Below are 14,129 nucleotides of genomic sequence, written 5' to 3' on the forward strand. Positions count from 1 at the left end.
GAGAATCATGGCTGAACCACAGCGCCGCGGTGGCGGTGCAGGTGGCGAGCGCCGCGACCGCCGTGACCGGCGCGACCGCGACAACCGTCGCGGCGACGGCGGGGCGGACAAGACCGCTTACATCGAGCGCGTCGTCGCCATCAATCGAGTCGCCAAGGTCGTGTCCGGTGGTCGTCGCTTCAGCTTCACCGCCCTGGTGGTGGTGGGCGATGGTGACGGTACCGTCGGCGTCGGCTACGGCAAGGCCAAGGAGGTGCCCGCGGCGATCGCCAAGGGTGTCGAGGAGGCCAAGAAGCAGTTCTTCAAGGTGCCCCGTATCCAGGGCACCATCCCGCACCCGGTGCAGGGCGAGAAGGCCGCAGGCGTAGTGCTGTTGCGTCCCGCCTCTCCTGGTACCGGTGTGATCGCGGGTGGTCCGGTCCGCGCCGTGCTGGAGGCGGCGGGCATCAGCGACATTCTGAGTAAGTCGCTGGGTTCGTCCAACGCCATCAACATCGTGCACGCCACTGTGGAGGCATTGCGCCAGCTCGAGCGGCCGGAGCAGGTGGCCGCGCGGCGAGGGCTGCCGCTGGAGGAGGTCGCACCGGCGGCGCTGCTGCGTGCTCGGGCGGAGGCGAACGCATGAGCAGCCTGCGTATCCGACAGGTCAAAAGCAAGATCGGCGGAACCTCGACGCAGCGTGATTCGTTGCGTTCTCTAGGTCTGAAGCGTATTGGCGATGAGGTCGTCAAGGAGGACCGACCCGAGGTCCGCGGCATGGTGAAGACGGTGTCGCACCTGGTCACCGTCGAGGAGGTCGACGAAGGCGATGAGTAACCCGTCCCCGCTGAAGCCCCATCACCTCCGTCCGGCTCCCGGCGCCAAGAAGGCGAAGACCCGGGTCGGGCGTGGTGAGGCATCGAAGGGCAAGACCGCAGGTCGTGGCACCAAGGGAACCAAGGCTCGTAACCAGGTTCCAGCCCGCTTCGAGGGTGGGCAGATGCCGGTGCACATGCGGCTGCCGAAGCTGAAGGGTTTCAAGAACCCCTTCCGCACTGAGTACCAGGTGGTGAACCTGCACCGGTTGGCCGAACTCTACCCACAGGGTGGCACGGTCACCGTGGAGGACCTCGTGACCAAGGGTGCCGTGCGCGGCGGGCACCCGGTGAAGGTTCTCGGCACGGGTGAGGTGTCGGTCAAGCTGGACATCACCGTGCACGCCTTCTCTGGCTCGGCGAAAGAGAAGATTGCCGCCGCGGGCGGCAGCACAACTGAATTGTAGGAGTCATCCGCCCGGCGGTCCGGGGCCAACCGCGCGCCAGCGTCCCGCATGGCGGAGGCGGATGCGGCCACGGGCCACCGGATGGGTTATCGTCCCCGAGTGGGAAATCGCATCACGGTAGCCCGCATGGACGGTAGACCGCACCACCAGACCCGGCGACGTCGCCGGCTTCCAGGAGGCAGCCAAAGTGCTCAGAGTGTTCGCTCAGGCGGTCCGTACGCCTGACCTGCGCCAGAAGCTGCTGTTCATGCTGGGCATCATTGTGCTGTTCCGGCTCGGCTCGGCGATCCCTACGCCGAACATCGACGTACGCGCGGTGAAGGAATGCGTCGACGTTCAACGCGAGGCCGAGGGTTTCGGGCTTTACGGCATGCTCGACCTGTTCACCGGCGGTGCGCTGCTCCAGCTCGCGATCTTCGCGCTGGGCATCATCCCCTATATCACCGCGGCCATCATCTTCCAGCTGCTCACGGTGGTGATTCCGAAGCTGGAGGCGCTGAAGAAGGAAGGCCAGTCCGGCCAGGCGCAGATCACCCAGTACACCCGGTATCTGACTATCGGGCTGGCGGTGTTGCAGTCCACCACGATCGTGACGCTCGCGGAGAGCGGGCGGCTGTTCCCGCAGTGTGGTGAAGAGATCGTTAGTAGCAACTCGGTGGCGTGGCTGGCGTTAATGATCTTGACCATGACGGCCGGCACCGCCGTCGTCATGTGGCTGGGTGAACTGATCACCGATCGCGGTATCGGCAATGGCATGTCGCTGCTGATCTTCACTCAGATCGTGGCGAGTATGCCCGGCATGTTCTGGAACATTCAGCTGACCCGCGGCTGGGGGATCTTCTCTCTGGTGCTCGTGGTGGCGTTGATCGTGGTCGGGCTGATCGTGTTCGTCGAGCTATCGCAACGCCGGATCCCGGTCCAGTACGCCAAACGGATGGTCGGGCGGAAGATGTATGGGGGTTCATCCACCTACATCCCGTTGAAGATCAACCAAGCTGGCGTCATCCCTGTTATCTTCGCGTCGTCGCTGTTGTACATACCGATGCTGGCGGCACAGTTCAACGCCGACACGGGTTGGGCGGGCTGGGTCGAGCGACACTTCCAACGTGGCGACCACCCGTTGTATCTCGCCTTCTACTTCTTCCTCATCGTCGGGTTCGCGTTCTTCTACGTGAGCATTACGTTCAGTCCGAAAGACATCTCGGACAACATGAAGCGCTACGGCGGCTTCGTGCCGGGCATTCGGGCGGGACGACCAACCGAGGAATACCTGACCTACATCTTGAACCGGATCACGTCGGCCGGGGCGATCTACCTTGGTTTGGTGGCCCTGTTGCCGTTGATGGCGTTCAACATCATCAATCCGGGTCAGGGCTTGGCGTTCAGCAACACCTTTGGAGGTACCAGCATTCTGATCATGGTCGGAGTGGGTCTCCAGACAGTTCAGCAGATCGAGGGCCAGCTTCAGCAACGCAACTACGAGGGTTTCTTGAAGTGACGCGGTTACTGATCATGGGCCCTCCGGGGTCCGGCAAAGGCACCCAGGCCGAACTGGTCGCGGACTACTTTGGTATCCCGGCCATCTCGACGGGCGATATCTTCCGGGCGAACGTCTCCGAAGGAACACCGCTCGGACTCGAGGCCAAGCAGTACCTGGACGCGGGTGACTACGTACCGGACGAGATCACCAACAACATGGTCCGCGATCGGCTCTCCCAGGCCGACACGGCCGACGGTTTCCTGCTCGACGGCTATCCTCGCACCACCGCCCAGGTCGCCTTCCTCGACTCGGTGCTGGCCGAGCAGGGGGCTGCGCTCAACCACGTGGTCGAGTTGATCGTCGCCGAAGATGAGATCGTTTCGCGGCTGATGAAACGGGCCGCCGACGAAGGCCGGACGGACGATTCCGAAGACGTCATCCGCAACCGGATGCGCCTGTACAAGGAGCAGACGGCGCCGTTGACGGCACTGTATGCCGAGCGTGGGCTGCTGGTGCGGGTGGACGGGATCGGTCCCGTCGACGAGGTCGCCGTCCGGGTCGAGAAAGCCATCGCCCCGGACGCCCCGCGGTAACCATGCGGGGCCGGAGCCCAGCGTTGGAGATCAAGAGCCCGAGTGATCTCGGCGGTATGCGAGCGGCCGGTCTGGTCGTGGCTGAGATCCACGCGGTCATGCGCGAGGCCGTACGGCCCGGTGCTACTGGACGCGAACTCGACGCGATCGCCCGACGCGAGCTGGCGGCACGCGGCGCCACGTCGAATTTTCTCGGTTACCACGGCTTCCCGGCGACCGTCTGCGTATCCGTGAACGATGTCGTCGTTCACGGCATCCCGGACGACACGCCGTTCCAGGAGGGCGACATCGTTTCCTTGGACTTCGGCGCCGTCGTCGATGGCTGGCATGGCGATGCCGCGGTGACCATCCCAGTGGGTGAGGTGTCCGAGTCGGTTGCCCGGCTGCTGGTCGACTGTGAGGACGCATTGTGGGCCGGGATCGCCGCGATGCGCGCGGGAGCGCGGCTACGCGAGATCGGTACCGCCGTCGAACAGCTGGTCCGGTCCCGAGGTGAATACGGGATTGTCGAGGAGTACGGCGGCCATGGCATCGGTACCGCGATGCACCAGGATCCGCACGTGATGAACTACCGCACCCGGCAGCGCGGTCCCAAGCTGGAGCCGGGGCTCTGCCTGGCAGTCGAGCCCATGATCACTCTGGGGCAACCGCAGACCTACACGTTGTCCGACCGCTGGACGGTCAAGAGCACCGACGGTGCCTGGGCGGCGCATTTCGAGCACAGCATCGCCGTGACCGACGGTGGGCCGTTCGTTCTGACCGCACCGGACGGCGGCGCCGCCCGGCTGAGCGAACTCGGTGTGCCCAACCCGGTGACCCTACCCCGCTGACGGCTGCGCGCCGACACCCTGAGGGCGGAATCGGGGGCTACCCCTATGGCGGAGATCCACCGGGTTCCGGATACTTGAAGCCATGGCGAGCCAACCTGACATGCGGGCCAGCGACTCCGACCGCGAGCGGGTGTCGGAGATACTCCGCGACGCCCACGGCGACGGCCGGCTTAGCCAAGAGGAGCTTCTCGACCGGCTCGAGAGCACCTACAACGCACGTACCTATCACGAACTGGACCGGGTGATCGACGATCTGCCGTTGGCCCGTCGACCAGTCGCCGATGTGACCGACAAGATCGTGCAACGCCCGCGTTCTCAGCCGCGGCCAGCCAAGCGTTTCACGGCACAACGGGTCACACGTACGCTCCTCAACGTCAGTTGGTGGACCTACGGCGCCGTCGTCGCCATGTGCACGGTGATCTGGATGCTGGTTCTTGTCGCCACCGACGTTGGCACTCAGTATTTCTGGCCCTTGTGGGTCGCCGGACCGTGGGGAGTCGTGCTCGGCACGATCGAACTCGCGTACCGATCAAAGTGGGGTGACCCCCGCGCCGGCGGAGCCAACAACGCTCGTCCCTAGTGTCCTGCACAGTGGTGTCACCGGGTTCGGGCAGCCTGATGCTGCGTCAGCGGCGGCTGGGGCACACCGACGTCGCGTAGGAGGACGTCGAGGTCGGCGTCGGCACCGCGCTGATGTTCGGCGTCGAACACGGCAGCACCGAGTGCCCCACGCGCAGCGCTCGCGGCTCGGTGTACGTCGCTCTGGTCCGGGCCGGACAACGGCGCGCTGGCCACACGTCGTATCCGTGCGGCAGCGCCTAGTAGCTGAGCCGCTGACGCCGGCTGCTCACCGACGACGTGTGCACCCGCCATACCTTCGAGCGCGTGCGCGATCAGCAGTGGGTCGGCCGTCAAGCGCGCGGCGTCGAGACCGTCGAGTTGGCGCGCCAGAGCTGTTGGTGCATCGCCGCCTAGTTCGGCGATATGGCCAAGTTCCTTCATGACATGCGCGCGTGGTCGGGCCATCTGCCGGATGGCATGGCTGTCGGCGGCGCTGCGCAGGTAGAGCTCCGCGACGTCGAGGTCACCCGACCAGCGGGCGACGACGCCGAAACCGATCCGGGCGTAGAGCTCGCCGAAGGCGTCGGAATGTTCCCGGGCTACTCGTAGCGCGCGCTCTTGCAGCTCTCGTCCGAGATGACGGTTGCCGGTGAGCCAGGTGACCCGGCCGAGGCCGGACAACTTCCACGACACCTGTGACCCCAGGCCCAGGTCCTCCGCCATCCGGAGCCCCTCCCGGTGGATGTCCGCGGCGCGTTCGTATTCGCCGCGGCGTTCGGCGAGCACAGCGGCAGGTTCGCCGGCTTCGACGAGTCCCCACGGGTCGTCGAGTTCGCGGAAAAGCTCGAGACTGCGCTCGCTGTCCTCGGCCATCGCGTCCAGATCGTTGTGCACCGCGCCGACCCAGGACCTGGCGCTGAGTGTGGTCGCGAGTAGCCAGCTATCTCCGACCGCGCGTGCACCCTGCACGGCGCGTTCGGCGAGGTCTTTGCTCATCTCCGTCTCACCGGTGGTGAACAGGATCGAGCTCAAGAACCACTGCGCCCAGGCCAGGTCACGCGGGGCGTCGATCTCCTCGTACGGTCGCAAGGCCGCTTCGACCGGAGTGACGATGTCGGCGCCGGCATTGGTTGCGAGCGCGACGCCGCAGTACCACACCCCAGCCCGGGCCCGAAGACGGCGCGGAACGGATTCTACGCCGGGCATGCGCAGGGCGGTGCCCAGCAGCCGCTCCGCCTCGCGAAGCCGGCCACGGAGGTACAGGTACCAGGCAGTATTGTCCGCCAGGTCCAGCGCCTGATGCGCAGCGTCGGTGCGGACGGCATGCTCGAAGGCTCGGCGTAGGTTGGCCGCCTCCGCGTCGAGCCTGCGCAGGGATCGTAGCTGCTCCCGCCCGCGGAGCCGGGAGGCGAGAGTGCCGGCGAGGGCGGTGTAGTAACGCGCGTGCCCTTCGGCGACGATGTCGGATTCGCCGGCCTCGTTGAGGCGCTCGCGGCAGTACGTGGCCACCGACTCCAATAGTCGGTACCGTGGCTCGCGATCGGTGTCCTGCATAACGACAGTTACCAGCGACCGATCGACTAGACGGGTCAGAAGTGCGAGCACGTCGGAGGCCGCGACGCCGGCCCCGGCGCAGGTGGATTCGGCCGCTTCCAGGGTGCATCCGTCGGCGTGCCCGGCCAGCCGCCGCAACACCGCCTGTTCGTCCCGCGTGAGCAGGTTCCAGCTCCAATCTATGGTCGCCCGCAGAGTCTGATGTCGCGCCGGTACACCGCGCGGCGCACCGGTCAGCACGCGGAACCGGTCGTCCAGCCGGGCGGACAGCTCATGTACACCCAGGGCGCGGAGGCGGGTGGCGGCCAACTCCAGGGCCAGCGGGATCCCGTCCAGCCGACGGCAGATGTTCGCGACCGCAACGGCATCGTCGGCGTCGATCGCGAACCCGGGAGTGGCGGCCGCCGCGCGGCGCAGGAACAGTTCGGCGGCACTGCTCTTTCTCAGCTCCGCCGGGTCGGAGGCCACCGCTGGGTCGGGCACATCCAGCGGTGGCACGGAATAGACATATTCGCCGGGGATTCCCAGCGTCTCCTGGCTGGTGGCGAGGACACCGAGCCCGGACGTCGACCGTAGAATGGCCGCGGCGAACTCGGCCACCCCGTCGACCAGGTGCTCACAGTTGTCCAGCACAAGAAGTGTCCGAGAACCGTCGAGCGCCGCGACGAGTCTGGTCAGTGGACCCGACGCTCCCTTGGTCTCGGCTCCGGGCCGGACGTCAGGGAGGCCGATGGTCTCCGTCACGGCGTCGACGACGTCCGCCCACGGCGGCAGCGTGTCCGATGCGGAGCGCTGGGATCGCGGGCTGAGATCCACCAGCCAGACACCATCGGGATAACGGTTGGCGAGCTGGCTGGCGACCTCCACCGCTAGATGGGTCTTGCCCACCCCACCCGGACCGGTGAGCGTGACCAATCGTTCGGCTGCTGCCACATCCATGATCTCCGCGATCGCCTGGGATCGTCCGACCAGATCGGTCAGGGAACTCGGGAGGTTGGTCCGACGCGGTGTGGGGGGCTCGTTCGGCAGTGGAGCCCAGACCGTACGTACCGGGGCCGAGGAGTTGACGTCGAGCTGCGGATCTTGCCGCAAGATCGCCTCGTGCAGACGGGCGACGGCGGTGCCTGGATCGAGTCCAAGTTCCGTACGAAGCCGCCGCTGAAGCTCACGAAACGTCGCCAGTGACTCTCCCTGCCGCCCCGATCGGTAAAGGGCGAGCATCAGCGCCGCGCCGAGCCGCTCCCGGAGCGGATGGGCATGAACCAGATCGACCAGCTCACCCACCAACCGTCCATGGTCGCCGAGGGCCAGCCGTGCGTCGGCCTCGTCCTCAAGGGCGGTCAGCCTCGCCTCCTCCAGCCGGGCGATCGCCGCCTGCGTGAAGGGTTCGTCGGCGAAGTCGACGTACGGTTGACCTCGCCACAAACGTAAGGCCTGCCCGAACAGGGCCGCCCGCGATTCGTCGTCCCCGGTGTTCCGGGCCCGTTCGACCAAGATCCGGAAGCGTCCGGCGTCGATGTCGTCGGCGTTGGTTCGGAGCAGATACCCGGCCGGGCCATGAACGACGAACTCACGCCCGCCCGGTTCGGCGTCGTCGAGCGCACGCCGCAGTAGCGACACTTTGGCGCGTAGCGCCCCGACCGGCTTTCCCGGCGCGTCCTGGCCCCACAGGTCCTCGACGAGCCGGTGAACCGGGGCCGGCTTGCCCTCGTGGACCAGCAGATCGGCCAGCAAAGTGCGCACCTTGCGTTCGGGCACCCGCACTGGGCGCCCATCGGCTGTCCACACCTCGAGTGGACCCAGCACCCCGAACCACATGACGTCACGGTATCCAACCGTCAACGGATCCGAATCCTTCCCGAACCTCGTTGGCGCAGCGTTGATCTCAGCGCCTAGTTCAGACCGGGGCACTAGTTCAGACCGAGGCGAGCCATCGTGTCGCGGACCGGCTGGGCCGGCCCCGTCGTAGAGGAGGAAAGAAGCCGTGTCCACAGCACCAGGCACCAAGCCCGGTGAGCGTGCCGGGCTCCGAGAGTGGATCGGACTGGCCGTCCTGGCCCTGCCGACGATCCTGATCGCGCTCGACCTGACCGTTCTGTATATGGCCCTGCCACATCTGGGCGCCGACCTCGGCGCCAGCAACACGCAGATGTTGTGGATGACCGACATCTACGGGTTCATGGTGGCGGGTTTGCTCATCACCATGGGGACGCTCGGCGATCGGATCGGCCGGCGGCGCCTGTTGCTTCTCGGGGCCGCGGCGTTCGGCGCTGCTTCGGTGTTGGCGGCCTATTCGACCAGCCCGGAGATGCTGATCGGAAGCCGAATGCTGCTGGGCATCGCCGGCGCGACCCTGATGCCGTCGACGTTGTCGCTGCTGAGCAACATGTTCAAAGACCCCAAACAGCGGTCGATGGCGGTCGGTGTGTGGATGATGTCGTTCGCCGGCGGCGGCATGTTGGGTCCCGCGGTCGGGGGCTTCATGCTCGAGCACTTCTGGTGGGGCTCGGTCTTCCTGCTCGGGGTTCCGGTCATGCTGCTCTTGCTGGGCGCCGGCCGGATCCTGCTGCCCGAGTACCGCAACGAAGCACCGGCCAGAGTTGACCTCATCAGCGTCGCGCTATCACTCGGCGCGATTCTCCCATTCGTCTTCGGCATCAAGGAGATCGCGAAGAACGGCGGTGTGACGGGCGGGCCGGCAGCAGCCCTCGTCGTCGGTGTGGTCGTTGGCGTCCTGTTCGTGCGGAGGCAAACCAGGCTGGCCGACCCCTTGCTCGACCTGAGTATGTTCCGCATCCGCCGGTTCAGCGGTGCGGTGATCGGGCTCACGCTGGCCGCGTTGACGCTGTCGTCGTTCGGTCTCTTCTTCACGCAGTACCTACAACTGGTCGAAGGGTTGTCGCCGCTGCGAGCCGGGTTGTGGTTCCTTCCGATGGGAGCCGCCGTCATCGCGAGTTCGTTCGTGGCGCCGTTGCTGGCCCGGCGGATCCGCCCACCGTTGCTGATCACCGCCGCGCTGGCCATCGCGGCGGGCGGCCTCGGCTCGTTGACTCAGCTGGGTGTGGAGTCCGGTCTGACCCTGCTGATCACCGGGAGTGTGCTCTTCGGGATCGGCATCATCCCCTTGCAGGTTCTCAGTGTGGACCTGGTGGTCGGGTCGGTGCCGCTGGACAAGACCGGGTCGGCTTCGGCCACATCGGAGACCGGAGGTGAATTCGGCATGGCGATGGGAATCGCGACGCTCGGAACCGTCGGCACCGCCGCGTATAGCAGCCGCATGGAAGGCATCATCCCGGCTGGTATCCCGGATGATGTCGCCAGCTCCGCCCAGGACAGTTTCGCCAACGCCTTCGCAGCGGCGGCTGAGCTACCGTCCGCGTTGGGCGCCCAACTGGTGGCGTCGGCGAATGAGGCGTTCGTGTGGGGCTTCAACGTGGTCGCCGCGCTCAGCGCCGCCCTGCTCGGTGGTATCGCGGTGATGGTCATGACGGTCCTGCGTCATGTACGTCCGGTGGGTGAGACCGACGATGACCCCGCGGGTGCCGATGCCGAAGGCGGAAATGATGGGACAGACGACGGACCGAACGACGATGACACCCGAGGTTTGGCTCCAGCACCGAATCTGACGTAGAATCTGGCGTTGGCCCACTGTGGCTTGCCTGTTCGCGCCCTCGCGGCTGATCCCCGGAGTATCTCACTGGGGTGGGGTTTGATCAGGTCTCACCGCCCATGTCGCATCGTGGCGGTGGCGCAGTGTGCCGAGCGGACGGACCACGACCACAGAAGTGCGGAGGCTATGCCGAAAAAAGACGGGGTCATCGAGATCGAGGGCACCGTGGCCGAAGCCCTGCCCAACGCCATGTTCCGGGTGGAGCTGGACAACGGTCACAAGGTGCTCGCGCACATTTCCGGAAAGATGCGCCAGTACTACATCCGGATCCTCCCTGAGGACCGAGTGGTGGTGGAGCTGAGTCCGTACGACCTGACCCGCGGTCGGATCGTCTACCGCTACAAGTAACGAGACAACCGTTCACATGTGCGCAGGCGCGGCCGAGGCCGACCTCGCTGCACGCGTTCGATGAGAGAGATCTGATGAAGGTCAAGCCGAGCGTCAAGCCCATGTGCGACCACTGCCGGGTGATCCGTCGTCACCGCCGGGTGATGGTGATCTGCAGCAACCCGCGGCACAAGCAGCGGCAGGGCTGATCAGCGGCGGCCGTCACGTTGGCCGCCGGCCCGACACCGACACAACTGAATACTGCGAAACAACGCGTCAGCAGCGACACCCCTGGGGCCCGGAGTCCCATGTGGTGATCGTCCACCCCCGGAAGCGAAGGCCGGGGCTCGGTGAGAGTCGACGACCCCCACCGAGACGCGACGCGACCAGACCTTCGCCAACCTAGGAGACACGAACTGATGGCACGCCTCGTTGGCGTCGACCTCCCGCGCGACAAGCGCCTGGAGGTTGCCTTGACCTACATTTTCGGCATCGGCCGAACCCGCTCGCACGAAACGTTGAAGGCTACCGGCATCAGCCCGGACCTCCGTGTCAAGGACCTCGGCGACGAGGAGCTGGTGAAGCTCCGCGACTGGATCGAGGCCAACTACCAGACCGAGGGTGACCTGCGCCGCGAGGTACAGGGCGACATCCGCCGCAAGATCGAGATCGGAAGCTACCAAGGCATCCGGCACCGTCGGGGCCTCCCGGTCCGCGGCCAACGCACTCACACCAACGCCCGCACCCGCAAGGGCCGCAAGAAGACCGTTGCCGGCAAGAAGAAGGCCGGCAAGTGACCTTCGCCGGCTCCCGGCCCGTCGCCTCGCGCTGACGCACCCCAGACTTTCTTGACAGGAGACCACTCATGCCACCAGCCAAGGGCCGCACCACGAAGGTGCGCCGTAAGGAAAGAAAGAACGTCGCTCATGGTGTCGCGCACATCAAGAGCACCTTCAACAACACCATCGTGTCCATCACCGACCCGCAGGGCAACGTCATCTCGTGGGCCAGCGCCGGTCAGGTCGGTTTCAAGGGTTCGCGCAAGTCGACCCCGTACGCCGCGCAGATGGCAGCCGAGGCCGCCGCGCGCCGCGCGCAGGAGCACGGCATGCGCAAGGTCGACGTCCTTGTCAAGGGCCCCGGCTCCGGCCGGGAGACCGCGATCCGTTCGCTGCAGGCGGTGGGTCTGGAGGTCGGTTCGATCTCTGACGTGACCCCGCAGGCACACAACGGCTGCCGTCCGCCCAAGCGCCGCCGCGTCTGAGCCGCCCGAGACGACGAGGAGAACTGAACCACCATGGCTCGTTACATCGGTCCCATCACAAAGAAGTCGCGCCGGCTGGGCGTCGACCTCATCGGCGAGGACAAGGCTTACGAACGCCGGCCCTACCCGCCCGGCCAGCACGGCCGGGCGCGGCAGAAGGAAAGTGAGTACCGCGTCCAGCTGCACGAGAAGCAGAAGGCGCGCTACACCTACGGTGTGCTGGAGAAGCAGTTCCGCCGGTACTACGAGGAAGCCAACAAGACCAAGGGTCGCACGGGCGAACGTCTCCTGCAGATCCTCGAGTCGCGCCTGGACAACGTCGTGTACCGGGCTGGCTTCGCCCGGACCCGTCGGCACGCCCGGCAACTGGTCGTCCACGGCCACTTCCTGGTCAACGGCCACAAGGTGAACATTCCGTCGTTCCAGGTCGGCGCCTACGACGTCATCGACGTCCGGGACAAGTCCAAGGAGATGACGCCGTTCATCATCGCTCGCGAGACTCACGGCGAGCGCCCCGTCGCCGCGTGGCTAGAGGTCATCCCCAACGCCATGCGGATTCTCGTCCACCAGCTTCCTACCCGACAGCAGATCGACACGCCGGTGCAGGAACAGCTGATCGTCGAGTTCTATTCGAAGTAGCGGTGCACGGGGGCTGCCGCCCCCGCGCCCGACCGTGGGATGTGCGCAAGTACAGCCCATGCCAGCAAGCGAAACATGTGACCGGCGGTGCCTGGTCACCCTGATCGCGGCCGTCATATAGCGGGCGTCGCGGAAAGGAAGTCCCCGTGCTCATCACTCAGCGTCCCTCCCTCAGCGAAGAGTCGCTGTCGGACCACCGCTCCCGGTTCACCATCGAGCCGCTGGAGCCCGGTTTCGGCTACACCCTCGGCAACTCGCTGCGTCGCACCCTGCTGTCGTCGATCCCCGGCGCGGCCATCACGTCCATCCGCATCGACGGTGTTCTCCACGAGTTCACCACGATCCCGGGTGTCAAGGAGGACGTCACCGACGTCATCCTCAACCTCAAGGGCCTCGTCGTGTCTTCCGAGCACGACGAGCCGGTGGTCATGTACCTGCGCAAGCAGGGACCGGGTGCGGTCACCGCGGCCGACATCGCACCTCCGGCCGGCGTCGAGGTGCACAACCCCGAGCTGCACATCGCCACCCTCAACGGCAAGGGCAAGTTGGAGATGGAGCTGACGGTCGAGCGCGGCCGCGGTTACGTCTCCGCGGTACAGAACAAACGCAACGACGCCGAGATCGGCCGGATCCCGGTCGACTCGATCTACTCGCCGGTGCTCAAAGTGAGCTACAAGGTCGAGGCGACTCGCGTCGAGGGACGTACCGACTTCGACAAGCTCGTCGTCGACGTCGAGACGAAGCCGGCGTTGCGGCCGCGTGACGCACTCGCGTCGGCGGGTAGCACACTCGTCGAGCTGTTCGGGCTGGCTCGTGAGCTCAACGTCGAGGCGGAAGGGATCGAGATCGGTCCGTCGCCGGTCGACGCTCAGTTGGCTGCCGACCTCGCGCTGCCGATCGAGGATCTTCAGCTGACCGTGCGTTCTTACAACTGCCTCAAGCGGGAGGGTATCCACACCGTTGGTGAACTCGTCTCCCGTAGTGAGGCCGATCTGCTCGACATCCGCAACTTCGGGCAGAAGTCGATCGACGAGGTGAAGGCGAAGCTGGTCACCATGGGGCTGGGCCTGAAAGACAGCGCTCCGGGCTTCGACCCGACCGCCGCCGTCGACAGCTACGGCGACGACGACCAGTCCTTCGCCGAGGACGAGCAGTACTGACACCTGCGGGGGGCTCCGCCCCCCGCACACCCCCAAACGGTGGTACCACGCGTCGGGGGTGATGACCCAACACAGGAGAGAAGATCACGATGCCCACCCCCACCAAGGGTGCTCGCCTGGGCGGTTCGCCGTCGCACCAGCGTGCGATCCTCGCCAACCTCGCTACGGCGCTGTTCGAGCACGGCCGCATCACCACCACCGAGACCAAGGCTCGTCGGTTGCGTCCGGTAGCGGAGCGGCTGATCACCAAAGCCAAGCGGGGTGACTTGCATGCCCGGCGGCAGGTCGCCAGCACGATCCGCGACAAGGAGATCGTGCACGTCCTGTTCACCGAGATCGGGCCACGCTACGAGAACCGCAACGGCGGCTACACCCGGATCGTCAAGATCGGGCCGCGTAAGGGCGACAACGCCCCGATGGCCGTGATCGAGCTGGTAGAGCCGCTGGCCGAACAGGTGATCCAGGAAGCGACGAGCGCCACCCGCCGGGCGGCGGCTGACGTCACCGCGGCGGAGGAGACGGTCGACGTGGATGTTACGGATGAGACCGCCGACGTCACCGAAGACACCGCCGACGTGGCGGACTCGGACGCCGACACCGCGGAAGAGGCCACCGATGCCTCGGATGAGACCGCCGATGCCGCTGAGGCCGAGCCCGAAGGCAAGGCCTGACCGTGATCGTTAGCTGATCTCAGCCCCAACTCCCGGTGATCGTTGCCGTCGGGGGGGGGGGGGGGGGGGGCCGGCGCGGGGGAGCGAGACACGGGGGGGGGGGGGCGCGGGGCGGAAAG

Annotated in this window: 16 protein-coding genes; 15 read left to right on the forward strand and 1 reads right to left on the reverse strand. The window is 66.3% G+C overall.

Annotation, left to right across the window (positions count from 1 at the left end):
* Nucleotides 1–7 precede the first annotated feature (7 nt).
* The 7 genes from rpsE to G8760_RS14180 all read left to right on the forward strand — a co-directional run bounded on the left by rpsE (nt 8) and on the right by G8760_RS14180 (nt 4,744).
* Nucleotides 8–625: a 30S ribosomal protein S5 gene (gene rpsE / locus G8760_RS14150; RefSeq protein ID WP_166352202.1), complete on the forward strand. Its 618-nt coding sequence runs from the start codon at nt 8–10 to the stop codon at nt 623–625.
* Nucleotides 622–816 (forward strand): 50S ribosomal protein L30, encoded by a 195-nt coding sequence (rpmD, locus tag G8760_RS14155; RefSeq protein WP_166352204.1) that lies wholly within the window; start codon nt 622–624, stop codon nt 814–816. Before rpsE ends, rpmD begins: the two co-directional genes overlap by 4 nt.
* Complete coding sequence (gene rplO, locus G8760_RS14160; protein ID WP_166352206.1) at nt 809–1,261, forward strand: 50S ribosomal protein L15; 453 nt, start codon at nt 809–811, stop codon at nt 1,259–1,261. Before rpmD ends, rplO begins: the two co-directional genes overlap by 8 nt.
* Before the next feature lie 187 nt (nt 1,262–1,448).
* Complete coding sequence (secY, locus tag G8760_RS14165; RefSeq protein WP_166352208.1) at nt 1,449–2,759, forward strand: preprotein translocase subunit SecY; 1,311 nt, start codon at nt 1,449–1,451, stop codon at nt 2,757–2,759.
* Between the two features lie 14 nt (nt 2,760–2,773).
* A complete protein-coding gene (locus tag G8760_RS14170) occupies nt 2,774–3,334 on the forward strand; it encodes an adenylate kinase (RefSeq protein ID WP_166352210.1) in 561 nt (186 codons plus the stop codon).
* A 2-nt stretch (nt 3,335–3,336) separates the two neighbouring features.
* A complete protein-coding gene (gene map, locus G8760_RS14175; RefSeq protein WP_166352212.1) occupies nt 3,337–4,164 on the forward strand; it encodes a type I methionyl aminopeptidase in 828 nt (275 codons plus the stop codon).
* An 82-nt stretch (nt 4,165–4,246) separates the two neighbouring features.
* On the forward strand, nt 4,247–4,744 hold the full coding sequence (locus G8760_RS14180; RefSeq protein WP_166352214.1) for a DUF1707 SHOCT-like domain-containing protein: 498 nt from the start codon (nt 4,247–4,249) through the stop codon (nt 4,742–4,744).
* A 17-nt stretch (nt 4,745–4,761) separates the two neighbouring features.
* On the opposite strand, the gene G8760_RS14185 is transcribed toward G8760_RS14180, so the two are convergent.
* Complete coding sequence (locus G8760_RS14185; protein WP_166352216.1) at nt 4,762–8,097, reverse strand: ATP-binding protein; 3,336 nt, start codon at nt 8,095–8,097, stop codon at nt 4,762–4,764.
* Nucleotides 8,098–8,263: 166 nt separating this feature from the next.
* Between G8760_RS14185 and G8760_RS14190 the strand changes: the two genes are divergently transcribed.
* The 8 genes from G8760_RS14190 to rplQ all read left to right on the forward strand — a co-directional run bounded on the left by G8760_RS14190 (nt 8,264) and on the right by rplQ (nt 14,010).
* Complete coding sequence (locus G8760_RS14190; protein ID WP_246222551.1) at nt 8,264–9,910, forward strand: MFS transporter; 1,647 nt, start codon at nt 8,264–8,266, stop codon at nt 9,908–9,910.
* 165 nt (nt 9,911–10,075) lie between these two features.
* Nucleotides 10,076–10,297, forward strand: coding sequence for a translation initiation factor IF-1 (gene infA, locus G8760_RS14195; RefSeq protein WP_129665309.1), 222 nt, complete (start codon nt 10,076–10,078; stop codon nt 10,295–10,297).
* Between the two features lie 74 nt (nt 10,298–10,371).
* Nucleotides 10,372–10,485 carry a 50S ribosomal protein L36 gene (gene rpmJ / locus G8760_RS14200; protein ID WP_129665307.1) on the forward strand — a complete coding sequence of 38 codons (114 nt, stop codon included), beginning with the start codon at nt 10,372–10,374 and terminating at the stop codon, nt 10,483–10,485.
* 210 nt (nt 10,486–10,695) lie between these two features.
* The gene (rpsM, locus tag G8760_RS14205; RefSeq protein WP_166352218.1) at nt 10,696–11,073 is read left to right on the forward strand and encodes a 30S ribosomal protein S13; all 378 of its coding nucleotides are present in this window, start codon (nt 10,696–10,698) and stop codon (nt 11,071–11,073) included.
* 68 nt (nt 11,074–11,141) lie between these two features.
* Complete coding sequence (gene rpsK / locus G8760_RS14210) at nt 11,142–11,540, forward strand: 30S ribosomal protein S11 (RefSeq protein ID WP_166352220.1); 399 nt, start codon at nt 11,142–11,144, stop codon at nt 11,538–11,540.
* Between the two features lie 33 nt (nt 11,541–11,573).
* The gene (rpsD, locus tag G8760_RS14215; RefSeq protein ID WP_166352222.1) at nt 11,574–12,179 is read left to right on the forward strand and encodes a 30S ribosomal protein S4; all 606 of its coding nucleotides are present in this window, start codon (nt 11,574–11,576) and stop codon (nt 12,177–12,179) included.
* A gap of 146 nt (nt 12,180–12,325) precedes the next feature.
* Nucleotides 12,326–13,339 (forward strand): DNA-directed RNA polymerase subunit alpha, encoded by a 1,014-nt coding sequence (locus G8760_RS14220; protein WP_166352224.1) that lies wholly within the window; start codon nt 12,326–12,328, stop codon nt 13,337–13,339.
* An 89-nt stretch (nt 13,340–13,428) separates the two neighbouring features.
* Nucleotides 13,429–14,010: a 50S ribosomal protein L17 gene (gene rplQ, locus G8760_RS30845; RefSeq protein WP_166352226.1), complete on the forward strand. Its 582-nt coding sequence runs from the start codon at nt 13,429–13,431 to the stop codon at nt 14,008–14,010.
* Nucleotides 14,011–14,129 lie beyond the last annotated feature (119 nt).

The sequence above is a fragment of the Phytoactinopolyspora limicola genome (genome assembly GCF_011320225.1).
GTDB lineage: Bacteria > Actinomycetota > Actinomycetes > Jiangellales > Jiangellaceae > Phytoactinopolyspora > Phytoactinopolyspora limicola.

Excerpts from the sequence above, each read along its gene's own strand:
- rpsE (WP_166352202.1), top strand. The coding sequence starts at position 8 with ATGGCTGAACCACAGCGCCGCGGTGGCGGTGCAGGTGGCGAGCGCCGC.
- rpmD (WP_166352204.1), top strand. The coding sequence starts at position 622 with ATGAGCAGCCTGCGTATCCGACAGGTCAAAAGCAAGATCGGCGGAACC.
- rplO (WP_166352206.1), top strand. The coding sequence starts at position 809 with ATGAGTAACCCGTCCCCGCTGAAGCCCCATCACCTCCGTCCGGCTCCC.
- G8760_RS14170 (WP_166352210.1), top strand. The coding sequence starts at position 2,774 with ATGGGCCCTCCGGGGTCCGGCAAAGGCACCCAGGCCGAACTGGTCGCG.
- map (WP_166352212.1), top strand. The coding sequence starts at position 3,337 with ATGCGGGGCCGGAGCCCAGCGTTGGAGATCAAGAGCCCGAGTGATCTC.
- G8760_RS14180 (WP_166352214.1), top strand. The coding sequence starts at position 4,247 with ATGGCGAGCCAACCTGACATGCGGGCCAGCGACTCCGACCGCGAGCGG.
- G8760_RS14185 (WP_166352216.1), bottom strand. The coding sequence starts at position 8,097 with ATGTGGTTCGGGGTGCTGGGTCCACTCGAGGTGTGGACAGCCGATGGG.
- infA (WP_129665309.1), top strand. The coding sequence starts at position 10,076 with ATGCCGAAAAAAGACGGGGTCATCGAGATCGAGGGCACCGTGGCCGAA.
- rpmJ (WP_129665307.1), top strand. The coding sequence starts at position 10,372 with ATGAAGGTCAAGCCGAGCGTCAAGCCCATGTGCGACCACTGCCGGGTG.
- rpsM (WP_166352218.1), top strand. The coding sequence starts at position 10,696 with ATGGCACGCCTCGTTGGCGTCGACCTCCCGCGCGACAAGCGCCTGGAG.
- rpsK (WP_166352220.1), top strand. The coding sequence starts at position 11,142 with ATGCCACCAGCCAAGGGCCGCACCACGAAGGTGCGCCGTAAGGAAAGA.
- rpsD (WP_166352222.1), top strand. The coding sequence starts at position 11,574 with ATGGCTCGTTACATCGGTCCCATCACAAAGAAGTCGCGCCGGCTGGGC.
- rplQ (WP_166352226.1), top strand. The coding sequence starts at position 13,429 with ATGCCCACCCCCACCAAGGGTGCTCGCCTGGGCGGTTCGCCGTCGCAC.